This is a genomic window from Nocardioides agri (assembly GCF_013778305.1).
GTDB classification, from domain to species: Bacteria; Actinomycetota; Actinomycetes; order Propionibacteriales; family Nocardioidaceae; genus Nocardioides; species Nocardioides agri.
In genome coordinates this window covers 3,041,713-3,054,206 of sequence record NZ_JACEIC010000002.1, presented here as the reverse complement: position 1 = coordinate 3,054,206, position 12,494 = coordinate 3,041,713, and the positions used below count along the sequence as shown (strand labels likewise).

Here is a 12,494-nt window from a genome sequence, read left to right as displayed (position 1 = left end):
TCAGTCCCCCAGATGCTTCATGTAGTCGAGGACGGCGTCGGCGGACGGCGAGTGCATCTCGTCGACGACGTGGCCGTCGGCCAGGAAGAGGACGCGGTCGGCGTAGCAGGCCGCCGCCGGGTCGTGGGTGACCATGACGACGGTCTGTCCGAGGTCGTCGACGGCCGTGCGGAGGAAGCGGAGGAGCTCGGCGCCGGAGCGTGAGTCCAGCGCGCCGGTCGGCTCGTCGGCGAAGACGATCTCGGGACGCGAGGCGAGCGCACGCGCCGCGGCGACCCGCTGCTGCTGGCCGCCGGACAGCTGCGCCGGCCGGTGCCCCAGCCGGTCGGTCAGACCGACGGTGTCGACGACCGACGCGACCCAGTGCGGGTCGGGCCGGCGCCCGGCGATCCGCATCGGCAGCACGATGTTCTCGGCTGCGGTCATCGTCGGCAGCAGGTTGAACGACTGGAAGATGAAGCCGATCCGGTCGCGGCGCAGGATGGTGAGCGCCTTGTCGCCGAGCGAGGTGATCTCGGTGTCGCCGAGGTGCACGGTGCCCGAGCTCGGCCGGTCCAGACCGGCCAGCAGGTGCAGGAGCGTCGACTTGCCGGAGCCGGACGGACCCATGATCGCGGTGAAGCGACCACGGTCGATCCCGACGGTGACGTCGTCGAGGGCGGCGACGGCCGCCTCGCCCGCGCCGTACACCTTCGTGAGGTGGTCGGCGCGGGCGGCGGGCTGGGCACCAGTGGCCGTGCCGGGGTGACCGGGAACGGTGGTGGTGATGGTGGAGGTCATCGGTTGTCTCCTTGTCGGGTGACCCTCCGGTCGGAGGGCGTACGACGAGCAGACCGCGATCGGGTGGCCCTCCGGGAGCGGGCTGAGCGCAGCGAGGCGGGCGCTGGCCGCGCTCCGCGGAGGGCTGCCCGTGCGGCTGTCCCCACCCCCGCCGTTCGGCTCGTCCCCTCCCGGGCGGGCGGTCGAGCGCGCAGACTGCTGAGCATGACCCCGCTCCTGCGCCCGCCGCGGACGTGGCGTCGGCGCGCCCCGCGCGAGCTGCTGGCCAGCGCCCTCGTCTGGGCGGGGCTGACGGCCTTCGTCGTGCTCGTCTACGCGGTGGTCGTCCTCGGCGGCGGAGTCCTGCTCGGCCAGACGTCGTCCCCGAGCCTCGGCCTCTCGGTGCTCGCCACCGCGGGGGTCGCGGTCGCCTTCGACCCCGTGCAGACCCGGCTCGAGCGCTGGGCGCGCCGCGCGGTGCTCGGCGGCACCGCGACGCCGTACGACGTGCTCCGGCGGTTCACGACGACCCTGGCCGGGCAGTACCCCGACCGGGAGATGCCCGAGCGGATGGCTCGGGTGCTCGCGGACGGCACCGGGGCCGAGTCCGTGCAGGTCTGGGTGGACATGGTGGACCGCGGCGTCCTGGCGGCCACCTGGCCGCCCGCGCACGTCCCGAGGCCCGGGTCGGTCGCCCGGCGGATGCCCGTGCTGCACGGCGGTGAGAACCTCGGCGCGCTCGTCGTGCTCGAGCGTCCCGGGGTCCCGCTCGGCCCGGTGGAGGAGCGGCTCTTCGCCGGTCTTGCCGACCAGGCCGGGCTCGTCCTCCGGGGCGCCCGGCTCCGCGCCGAGCTCGAGCAGCGGCTCGCGACGCTCTCCGCGCGCGCCGAGGAGCTGCGGGTCTCCCGCGAGCGGCTCGTCGACGCCCACGATGCCGAGCGCCGGCGACTCGAACGCGACATCCACGACGGTGCGCAGCAGCACCTGGTGGCACTGGCGGTGAACCTCCGGCTCGCCGACACGCTCGCGGGTCGCTCGCCCGACCGTGCCGTCGCGCTGCTGGCCGAGCAGGAACGCGCCGCCGAGGACGCGATCGCGACGCTCGTCCGGCTGGCCCGTGGCATCTACCCACCGGGACTCGAGGCCGCCGGCGTGGCCGGGGCACTCCGCTCCGCCCTCGCCTCCGCGGGGGCGGCGATCGAGGTGCACGCCGCCGGCGTCGGGCGCTACCCGGCGCCGATCGAGGCGACGGCGTACTTCTGCTGCCTCGAGGCACTCCAGAACGCCGCCAAGCACGCACAGGCCTCGACCACCCGGGTCGAGCTGGTGGGAACGCCGGACGCGCTCGAGCTCACCGTGGAGGACGACGGCCGCGGCTTCGACCCCCGCGCCAGCGCCGGCGGCACCGGGCTGACCAACCTCCGCGAACGGGTGGAGTCCGTCGGGGGCCAGCTCACGGTCACGTCCGCGCCGGGCCGCGGCACGTGCATCCGCGCCGTGCTGCCCGCGTCGGTCCCGGCCGGATCGACGGCCTGACATGGACGCCGCCCGAGCCGCCCGCGCCCTCGCCTGGTTCACGATCGCCGTAGTGGCTGTCGACGTGATCATCGGCGCCCAGGCGATCCGGCTCACGTCGCAGACGGCAGTGGCCGTGCACGGCTTCCCGTTCATCGATGGCGCCGTCGCCGGCTCGGCCGTCATGGGCTCGCTGATCGTCTCCCGCTACCCGCGCCACCCGATCGGTTGGCTGCTGAGCGTGGTCGGGGCGATCGGTGCGGTCTCGCTCGCGACCGAGGCCTACGCGTACTGGATCCAGGAGGACGACGGGCCGGGGTCGGCAGCCGTGGGCGGGGTGTTCGCCTGGATCTCGACCCTGTGCGGAGGCCAGGTGATCATCGCCGGCCTGGCGTTGATGTTCCTGCTCGCCCCCGACGGCCACCTGCTCTCCCGACGCTGGCGCTGGGCCGCATGGCTCACCGGGTTCGGCGCGCTGCTGTGCCTGCTCGCCGTGCTCACCACACCACCGGCGAGCGTCCGGCTCTACACCGATGAGACCGAGATGGGTGTGCCGCGCCAGCTGGCGCTGACCGTCGGCTTCCTCACGATCATCGGCGGGCTGATCGCCTCGGTCGTCTCGATGCTCCTCCGGCTGCGCCGCAGCGACGGCGAGCAGCGTCAGCAGCTCCGGCTGATCGCCCTCGCGGCGGCACTACCGACGCTCGGGGTGATCTGGATGGTGGTCGTGCAGGCGCTGAACGGCGACCGCCAGACGTGGGCGTCGTCGCTGCCCCTGTTCGTCTCGTACTTCCTGCTGCCGATCATCTTCGCCGTCGCGGTCCTGCGGCACCGGCTCTACGAGCTCGACGTGTTCATCAACCGCACCGTCGTGGTCATCGCCGGCGTCGCGTTCGCGGCCGTCGGCTACACCGTCCTCGTCGTGGCGCTGGGCCGGGTCGTGGAGGGCACCGGGAGCGGGTTCTGGCTCTCGCTCCTGGGCACCGCGGTCGTCGCGCTCGCGTTCCAGCCGTTGCGCCGCAGCGTGGTCCGGTTGGCGAACCGGCTCGCCTACGGGCAGCGCGCGCAGCCGTACGAAGCGCTCTCCGACTTCAGCCGTCGCCTGGCCCACGCGCCACCGCCGGGCGCTCTCATGCCGGCGGTCGCCGAGACGGCCGCGCGGGCGGTGTCGGCGAGCGGCGCCGTCGCCTCCCTCGACGTGCCCGGCGGCGAGCCGCTGTGCGGCACCTGGGGCGACGCCTCGGGCCCCTGGGACCACAGCCTGCAGGTCCGGCTCGACGGCCGCGTCCTGGGGACGATCGGCGTGACACTTCCGCGTGGACGCAGTCTCGACGCCGCGGACCTCAGGCTCCTCGATGCGGTCGCCAAGCAGGCGGCGGTGGCCTTCCGCAACACCGTGCTGGCAAGCCAGCTGGCGGCGCACGTCGACGATCTCGAGCGCACCACCCGCCAGCTCACGGAGTCGCGGCTGCGCCTGATCGAGGCCGACGACGCGGCGCGCCGCGGCCTCGAGGCAGCGATCGCCCGGGACGTGCTGCCGCCCATCGCCGACCTGCCCGCCCGGATCGGCCGGGTTCGCGCGGCGGTGGGGGCCGGCGACCCCGCGGCCGGCATCGGGGCGCTGGTCGCCGACGCGAACACCGCCCTGGAGTCGCTGCGCGACCTCAGCCGGGGCGTGTTCCCCACCCAGCTGGCCAGGTCGGGCCTGGAGCCGGCCCTGCGATCGATGCTGGCGCGGACCGCGGGCGCCCCCCGGTTGACCGTCGACGGCGTCGCGGGCAGCCGGTTCTCCCCGCGCGTCGAGGCGGCGCTGTACTTCTGCTGCGTCGAGGCGACGCGGGCGGGCGGGGACGTGTCCTCGTTGCAGCTGTGGCTGGAGGACGCGGACGTGCACCTGCGCATCGAGCGGGTCGACCCGCGCGGCCTCGACCTCCAGGCGATCACCGACCGGCTCGGCGCCGCGGGTGGGACCGTCACCGTCGACGGCGACGACCTGCTCGTCTCCGTCCCGGCGTCACCCGCGCTCGCGGAGACCGGCGCCGGCGTCTCGCCAGGCCGTTGAGAGCCGATCGGGCCCGAGCTCTGCCTTGGCGAGGTACGCCGCCGCGCCGCTGCCCTCGAGGTCGACCTGGTCGACGTCGTACGTGGAGAGGAGCAGCACGACCGGGCCGGCCCGATCCGCGACCAGCCGGCGGGTGGCCTCGATGCCGTCGATGCCCGGAAGGTTGACGTCCATCAGCACGAGGTCGGGTCGGAGCTCGGCCGCCGCCTCCAGCGACTCCTCACCGGTCGTGACCGCGCCGACGACCGCGAACCCGTCGGTCGCGGCGACCACGGCGGCCATCGCCCTGCGGTAGGGCTCCTGGTCGTCGACGATCAGCACCCGGACCTCGTGCACGCGGCCACCTCCTCGTCGCCATCGTGCGCTCCGGCGACCGCCGCCGTCAGGGGGGTTGGCCGCACATCGGCCGGAGGTTGGGCGCTCACGGTGCGTCACCGCGCCCCAGTGCCGCCGGTCGCCTCGAGGTACGCGAGCACCGCCATCACCCGGCGGTTGGTGTCGGCCTCGGTGACGAGACCGAGCTTCTGGAAGACCGAGCCGACGTGCTTCTCGACCGCCCGCTCGCTCATGTAGAGCGCCTTCGCGGTGGCCGCGTTGCTGCGGCCCGTGGCCAGCTCGCTCAGCACCTCGAGCTCGCGGTCGGTGAGCCCGCGGAGCGCGGAGCCGGCGTCCTGGTTCTTCCGCGCCAGCAGGCCTTCCACGACCTTGGGGTCGAGCGCCGAGCCGCCGCGCGCCACGTCGTGGAGCGCCCGGACCAGCTCGTCGACCTCGCTGACGCGCTCCTTGAGCAGGTAGCCGAGACCCTCCACCCCGTCGGACAGGAGCTCCAGCGCGTAGTCCTCCTCGACGTACTGCGACAGCACGACCACGCCGGTGCCGGGGAACCCGGACCGGATCCGCTTCGCCGCGTCGATGCCCTCGGTCGTGAACGTCGGCGGCATCCGGATGTCGGTCAGCACCGCGTCCGGACGGTGCGCGGCCACGGCCTTCATGAGCGCGTCGGGGTCGGCCGCGGTCTCCACCAGGTCGACTTCGGCCGTCTCGGCGAGCAGCGCCGCGACTCCCTCTCGCACGAGGTAGTTGTCGTCAGCGAAGACGACGCGCACCGTCATGGGCTCACTGTAGGGCCCGGACACCCCGCCATCGGCGGTCCCGCAGCGGTTGAGGAAGGTCCGGTGCCGCTCGAGCGGGTGCGGACACTCTGGTGACGTCGCGCCGGCGCACCAGCAGGAGCGAGGCGCCGGCGACCACCACGATGTAGGCCAGCAGCGTCGCCACCGCCCGCTCGGGCACGAGCGTGTCGAGCACGCCCGGCGTGGTGTCGCCGGTCGGGTCGACTCCCACGATCGAGCCGACGAGCGACCCGGCTGCGGTGCCGGGCGGGAGTGAGTCGGTCACCCGCGGCCGATCGGGCCAGGGTCGGGAGTTGCGCGTCGGCCTGAGCAGGGGCGACTGGTCCCGACAAGCCACCCGCTGCCGCACGTCGGTCGATCGTGACCGATCGGTCGACCCGAACGACACCGGGTGCGGAGATCCGAGGCGGCCGGTCCCGCATTTGGGGGTTGAACGCTGTGGGCCGCCCCGACGATCCTGCGGAGAAGGGCGGCCGCGAGAGAGCAGACGTCCCAGCCCACCGCAGGACGGGGTCTCACCATGAACTGGTTGGCGACGGTGTCGGACAGTTCGGCCAAGCGATCCAGTGCGGGGCATCCGCGGCGTCAGCGCGGCCGGCGGCGGCTGGCCGTCGCGTCGGCCCTCTCCCTGGCGGCCGGTGGCCTCGCCATGGTGTCGGTGACATCAGAGGCTCAGGGAGCGGTTACTCCGCCAGGGTTCTCCGAGACCATCGTCTTCAGCAACCTGACGAACCCGACCGCACTCCGATTCTCGCCCGACGGCCGGATCTTCGTGGCAGAGAAGCGCGGCGTCATCAAGGTCTTCGATTCGCTCACCGACCCGTCGCCTGACGTCTTCGCCGACCTGAACGCGAACGTCCACAACTTCTGGGACCGCGGACTGCTGGGGATGACGCTGGACCCCGGGTTCCCAGCCAACCCGTATGTGTACGTCCTGTACACCTACGACCACGAGCTCGGCTCGAGCTCGCCCGCCCCCAGATGGGGCACTGCGGGGGTGTACTCCGACCCCTGTCCGACTCCGCCCGGCGCAACGGCCGATGGCTGCGTGGTCAGCGGGCGGTTGTCCCGGCTCACTGCGAGCGGCAACTCGATGACGGGGAACGAGCAGGTGCTGGTCGAGGACTGGTGTCAGCAGTACCCCAGCCACTCCATCGGCTCCGTCGAGTTCGGGCGCTCGGGGGCCCTCTACGCCAGCGCCGGCGACGGCGCGAGCTTCAACTTCGCTGACTGGGGTCAGGACGGCAGCCCGCTCAACCCCTGCGGTGACCCGCCAGGCGGCGTGGGTGCCACCCTTTCTCCGCCGACCGCGGAGGGCGGCGCGCTGCGCAGCCAGGACCTCCGCACCTCCGGAGATCCTGTGAGTCTGGACGGCTCGGTCATCCGCGTCGACCCGACGACCGGCGCTGGCCTGGCCACCAACCCGCTCGCCTCCTCCGCCGATGCCAACGCCCGTCGCATCGTCGCCCACGGTCTGCGAAACCCCTTCCGGATCACCGAGCGGCCCGGCACCGAGGAGCTCTGGATCGGTGACGTCGGGTGGAACGATTGGGAGGAGATCAACCGCCTCGTCCCCTCGCCCACCCAGGTCTACAACTTCGGGTGGCCCTGCTACGAGGGCGTGGGGCGGCAGGCCGGGTACGACGGCGCGAACCTGTCCGTGTGCGAGAACCTGTACACGGCCGGGGGCGTCACGGCGCCGTACTTCGCCTACCACCACACCGCCAGAGTGGTGCCCAACGAGACGTGTCCCACGGGAAGCTCGTCGATGGCCGGGGTCCAGTTCGCCTTCGGTGCGGGGCAGAGTCCCTACCCTGCGGAGTACGACGGCGCGCTGTTCTTCGCGGACTACTCCCGAGACTGCATCTGGGTGATGTCCAAGGGCGCTGACGGCAACCCCGCCCCCGGGCTGGTGCGCACCTTCGTCGCAGGCGCTGCGAATCCGGTGAACCTGCAGATCGGCCCGGGTGGAGAGCTCTTCTACGTCGACTTCGACGGCGGCACCGTGCGACGGATCCGCTACACCAGCAGCAACCAGCCGCCGGTCGCCGTCGCCACCGCCACGCCCACCACGGGATCCGCCCCGCTCACGGTGGCCTTCGACGGCTCTGCCTCGAGCGACCCCGACTCAGGAGACACGCTCAGCTTCGCGTGGGACCTCGACGGTGACCAGGCCTTCGACGACTCGACGGAGTCGCGACCGTCGTACACCTACACCAGCTCGGGCGTCTACACCGCCACCCTGCGCGTCACTGACGCCGGCGGAGCGACCGCCACGGCCGCAGTGACAGTGTCGGTCGGCAACACCGCGCCGTCGGCCGTCATCGACGCCCCGACGGCCGGCACCACGTGGAAGGTCGGGGACGTCATCAGGTTCTCCGGCCATGCGGACGATCCTCAGCAGGGTGCGCTTCCGGCGTCCGCGCTCTCGTGGGACCTGGTCCTCCAGCACTGTCCGAGCAACTGCCACTCGCACTCCGTGCAGAGCTTCGCCGGAGTCAGCGGCGGGTCGTTCGTCGCGCCAGACCACGAGGCGCCGGCCTACCTGGAGCTGCGGCTGACGGCGACGGACTCCGGAGGACTGACCAGCACGGTGACCAGAAGGCTCGATCCACGCATGGTGACGCTGACCTTCCAGACCGTGCCAGGCGGACTGACGGTGAGTGTGGGCGGCACGGCGACGAAGGCGACCTTCACCCGCAACGTCATCGTGGGATCCAGCAACACCGTGAGCGCGGTCTCACCGCAAGCGAAGGGAAGCAAGCAGTACCTCTTCGCGTCGTGGTCCGACGGCGGCGCTCAGACCCACACGATCACCGCGCCGGCCGCACCTGCGACCTACACGGCCCGGTACAAGTGAGGTCCGCCTACCCCCGGTTGCGCCACATCCGGGGGTAGGGAGCGCCGCGGGATCGGCGTCCGGAGATCACGATCTACACCCGCCGCTAACAGAACACGAAAGCGTTGAACGCGGCGCGGGCCCGCACTGTCGGCCGTGCCACGAGCCCCAGGCGAGGAACCAAGAGACATTGCTGACCTAGCCAGCGGGGACATCCCTTGGATGTTTACATCACACCAGCTGTCAACGGTCATCCGATGTCCATCCAACGGTCACGGAATGTCCGAGCCTGGCCACCGAGCAGGATCGCCGAGACTGCCGGTAGGCCCTAATCGCTGCCCGCCCGCAGAGATGGCGCGGTCGTCGTGGGTGATCACGCACTAGCGCGATCCAGTGCGGCGGCAAGGAGTGTGCGACCCCGCCCATGCGCACGGCCAGGCTCACGTCACAGGTGAGGACGAGGGCCAGCCGAGCTCTTCGGGACGCAAGCTGTGTTCGGCGGCCTGCCCACAGCCAGCCTGAACGGCACGTTGGACGAACCCCTCATCGGATCGCACGCCATCTCCGTCACCGATCCAGGCGGGCTCGCGATGTGGCCTCATCGGGCTATTCCGGATGTCAGCTGGCCGCCGCATCGTGAAAGTGCGGAGTGTCACGCCATGTTCACCAGCTCGGGAATCCTCGGTCGCGGCCACCGCCTGCAGGTGGCGGGCGGGCGGCCGCGAGGCTCGGGCGCCGCCGGCCGCGTGCTCGTGGGGGTGCACGACAGATGACTGAGGTCGCTGGGCCCGGGCAGGGCCCGGAGCGGACGCGTCGTCGGTTCGCGCTGTCCGGTCTGCCTCGGGCGCTGTCGCCGGTCGACCTGGTCCTCGGTCTCGCCGTGCTCCTGGTCCTCGGGTTCGCGCCCGTGGCGTCCATCGCTGCGGACCGTCAGCAGACGGGCGGATCTTCTGATGCGGTCACCCGTGCGGCCCCCGTGGCGAACGCCGAAGATGTGGCGCCCGAGGTCGAGGTCCTACCTGTGGGCCTTCCACCCGGGCTGACCGTGAAGGATCCCTTGGATCTGGTCGTGCCCGCGGTCTCGGCTCTGGGGCCGGCTGGGGCGGTCCGCCTGATGACCCTGCTCGGGTCCGATACCTCCGTGGTCTTCACAAGTGCAAGTACGAGCGAAAGATCGACGTACCCGTACCGATACCCAGAGCTCACCGACCTGTTGGACCAGGCACCGGCGGCCGACTTCCGAGAACACGGAGTGGGCCTCGGCGCCGCCCTGGCGGTGCTGTCGTCTGTGCGCGATGCCGACGGATACAACCTCTACAACAACGCGCCGCCAGCCGCGTTCGCCGTGCTGGAGCGAGCCGCGACGACGACCGGTGACTGCGCGGCCCACCTGGACCTGCTCCAGCTGATCTCGGCGGCCGATCTGCCTCGGGACGCCGACGTGGCGACGGAGGCACAACGCGCGGAGGACGCCTGCCCGAACGACCCGACGCCCGGGTGGCTGCTCGGGCAGTTCCAGTCGCTCCGCGCCGTCCAGACCGACGCGCTGGGACTGCCGGTCTCGGTCCCTGAGGGCACCGCGGCGGCCGCGAAGGCGACGTTCGACGAGCTGGTCGAGCGGTTCCCGCGCTCGGCCACCGTGCTCTCCGGTGCTGGGGATGCCCGCGTCCGGGAGGGAGAGCGGATAGCCGGCGAGCGGCCCTTCACCGCGCGCGAGGAGTTCCAGGCGGCCGCCGCCTACTACCGCGACGCGCTCGAGCTCTCGCCCACGGCGGAGATCAGTGCCGGGCTGGCTCGGGCTCTCGTCGGCCTCGGCGAGCCGGGGAAGGCGGTCGAGGTCCTCCAGGACGCTGCGGCCGCCACGACCCCCGGGTTCAGGATGGAGCTCCTCACTGCAGCGCAGGAGTGGGCGCACGACTTCACCGGGGCCCAGGAGACCGGCCAGGAGCACGCACAGCTGGGGCCGAGCGGCTACCCCCAGGGAAACGCACTCTTCGCGACACCCCAGTCCGGCGCCAGCTTCGACGGCGACGAGCTCACCATTCCGGTGGTCTCCTGGGGCATCGACCGGTTCGCTCCACTGGAGGTGCCACTCGAGTACTACGAAGGCGGGGGCGGCGCCAGCGTCGACGACGTCTCGTTCGTGCCGCGCTACCGGCCCGACGCCCCTTGGACCGGGCCGAACACCCGTTGCCCGGACTGGGGATGGATCCGCGACGCCGTCCTGGCGGGCAATGCCGACGACGCTCTCGACGGCATGGCCCGCGGGGAGCTGCGCGAGGTCCGCCCCTACGACGCCTACGCCTGCCCGTTCTTCCCGCATCCCCCGCGGAACCTGATCAGGTTGGAGCTCGGCGAAACGGTCGACGTCCGTCCCGGCATCCTCGAGAAGCTCTACGACCGCCGCCAGAACATGTGGCGGTGGGCAGGCGACCTCGACCGCGCCGCCGACGTCGCCGAGGACTGGACCAAGGATGCGGACGGGTCGCGCTGGGAGTCACTGCCGGCCCAGCGGCTGGCCGAGATCCGCTACCTCCAGGGCAGGTACGCCGAGGCGGCGTCGGAGTTCGGCGCGGCCTCTCGCGCGATCCGCCGGGCGCACTGGGACGACGAGCTCGGACACCAGCGCGCTGAGTTGGCCCGGGCGTCCGCGCTACTGCACGCGGACCGGCGTGCCGAGGCGCTGGACCTCCTCGGCACTCTCGCGCCCGACGCTGAGTTCTCCGCGGCGTACCACCTCCAGAACGGGACGCAGTACGACGTGGAGTTCGCCGGCGTCGCCTACCACGCTCGAACGATCCTCGCCGATGCCCAGCTCGAGGACAGCGAGGTGGACGCCGCGCTCGAGAGCTACCGAGCAGCCGAAGAGCAGCTCGCGACCCTCGACGACCAGTACTCCCCCGTTGTCGGCTACCGCCCCGAACGGCTCTACAACAACCTCGCCCTTGCTCGTCTTGCGGCCGGACAGGAGACCGACGCCGCTGACGCGGTCGAGCGCGCGCTCGACGTCGACCCCATGAACCCGGCGTTCCTCATGACAGCCGGTTTCGTCGCTGACCGTCGCGGCGACCGGGAGAAGGCGATCGACTACAACCGGCGGGCACTCGAGAGCGACCCCGGCGCCTACCCGGCGGCGAACGACCTCGGCGTCCAGTTGGCGCGTGACGGGAACAACGACGCGGCGGTGGACGCACTCCAGCAAGCAGTGACCGCGAATCCGGACTATGCCCTCGGCTGGTTCAATCTCGGCGTCGTCCACGGCCGGATGGGACCGGCCCACCTCCCCGCATCACAGGGCAGCTTCGCTCGCGCGGCGCGCCTCGATCCGGACCTGGCGGACCGGCGACCAGACCTCACCATCGACGCGACCATCTACCGAACCGGCCTCGACCTGTCCAAGCCGCTGCCACCGGGGTGGAGCTTCGGAGGCCTGCGGCCAGCGGCGCCCGCCGTCTCCGTCGGTCTCATCGCCGTCCTCGCGCTCGCCCTCGCCGTCGCTCGCTCAGTCGGGACCTCCGGACAGGACTTCGCCAGCCGCTGGGCCGAGTCCGTCGACCACCACATGCAGAAGGTCCCCCTGGTCCGCCACCTGCGAGCACCGGCATGGGGCCTCGGCCTCACCGTCCTGCTCCTGTGGTCCTCGGTCCTCCGCCAGGGCTGGTCGCAGGCGTGGGTCCTCCTCGCGGCCGCCGTTGCCCTCGCCGTCATCGCGGGTGCCGCACTCCGGGCCCGCACCGCCGTCGCACGGCCGACTCGGTCGACAGCTCAACGGAGCTGGCCCCCGGGCATGGTCGTCGGAGTGGCGGCAACCGTGGCCGGCGCACCATGGGCGCCGCTCCCCGTCCTGGACGACACCGACCGCCCATCAACACGGGTGCACGTCGCCGCCCCGCTGGTTCTTCTCGCCATCGCCACGATCCTGCTGGTCGAGGCAGCCTGGCTCCGCGTCCCACTCACCCGCGCGATGGCTGTCGCGGCCCTGATCATGGCCGCGTCCACGCTGCTGCCCATCGGTCCGCTGGACGGCGCCCGGCTGCGCAAGGGCCAACTGGTCGCCGGCGCCGGCGCGGCGTTCGCCCTTGCGCTCGCCGTCCTCGGCCTCGGCTGAGTCGCAGCCGAGCGACGGCCGGACGGAGATGGAGGCGGAGCATCACCGGCGGCGACCTGACACAGACGGCCGGTGTGT

8 protein-coding genes are annotated in these 12,494 nt (G+C 72.2%); 4 read left to right on the top strand and 4 right to left on the bottom strand.

Annotated elements, in window-relative coordinates:
- A complete protein-coding gene (locus HZF07_RS19385) occupies positions 1-780 on the bottom strand; it encodes an ABC transporter ATP-binding protein (RefSeq protein WP_157343889.1) in 780 nt (259 codons plus the stop codon).
- 204 nt (positions 781-984) lie between these two features.
- Here HZF07_RS19385 and HZF07_RS19380 point away from each other — a divergent pair, with 204 nt between their 5' ends.
- Positions 985-2,295, top strand: coding sequence for a GAF domain-containing sensor histidine kinase (locus tag HZF07_RS19380; RefSeq protein ID WP_157343887.1), 1,311 nt, complete (start codon positions 985-987; stop codon positions 2,293-2,295).
- A gap of 1 nt (position 2,296) precedes the next feature.
- A complete protein-coding gene (locus tag HZF07_RS19375; protein ID WP_157343886.1) occupies positions 2,297-4,336 on the top strand; it encodes a sensor histidine kinase in 2,040 nt (679 codons plus the stop codon).
- On the opposite strand, the gene HZF07_RS19370 is transcribed toward HZF07_RS19375, so the two are convergent.
- The 3 genes from HZF07_RS19370 to HZF07_RS19360 all read right to left on the bottom strand — a co-directional run bounded on the left by HZF07_RS19370 (position 4,289) and on the right by HZF07_RS19360 (position 5,734).
- Positions 4,289-4,672, bottom strand: a complete 384-nt coding sequence (locus HZF07_RS19370) for a response regulator (protein WP_198346434.1) — start codon at positions 4,670-4,672, stop codon at positions 4,289-4,291. The genes HZF07_RS19375 and HZF07_RS19370 overlap by 48 nt on opposite strands.
- A 95-nt stretch (positions 4,673-4,767) precedes the next feature.
- Positions 4,768-5,448 (bottom strand): response regulator transcription factor, encoded by a 681-nt coding sequence (locus HZF07_RS19365; protein WP_157343885.1) that lies wholly within the window; start codon positions 5,446-5,448, stop codon positions 4,768-4,770.
- Positions 5,449-5,452: 4 nt separating this feature from the next.
- Positions 5,453-5,734 carry a hypothetical protein gene (locus tag HZF07_RS19360; RefSeq protein ID WP_157343884.1) on the bottom strand — a complete coding sequence of 94 codons (282 nt, stop codon included), beginning with the start codon at positions 5,732-5,734 and terminating at the stop codon, positions 5,453-5,455.
- A gap of 255 nt (positions 5,735-5,989) precedes the next feature.
- Here HZF07_RS19360 and HZF07_RS19355 point away from each other — a divergent pair, with 255 nt between their 5' ends.
- Both HZF07_RS19355 and HZF07_RS24600 read left to right on the top strand, forming a co-directional pair.
- Positions 5,990-8,329, top strand: a complete 2,340-nt coding sequence (locus tag HZF07_RS19355) for a PQQ-dependent sugar dehydrogenase (RefSeq protein ID WP_309504857.1) — start codon at positions 5,990-5,992, stop codon at positions 8,327-8,329.
- 1,231 nt (positions 8,330-9,560) lie between these two features.
- Positions 9,561-12,416, top strand: a complete 2,856-nt coding sequence (locus HZF07_RS24600) for a tetratricopeptide repeat protein (RefSeq protein ID WP_181645399.1) — start codon at positions 9,561-9,563, stop codon at positions 12,414-12,416.
- The last annotated feature ends 78 nt before the right edge of the window (positions 12,417-12,494 follow it).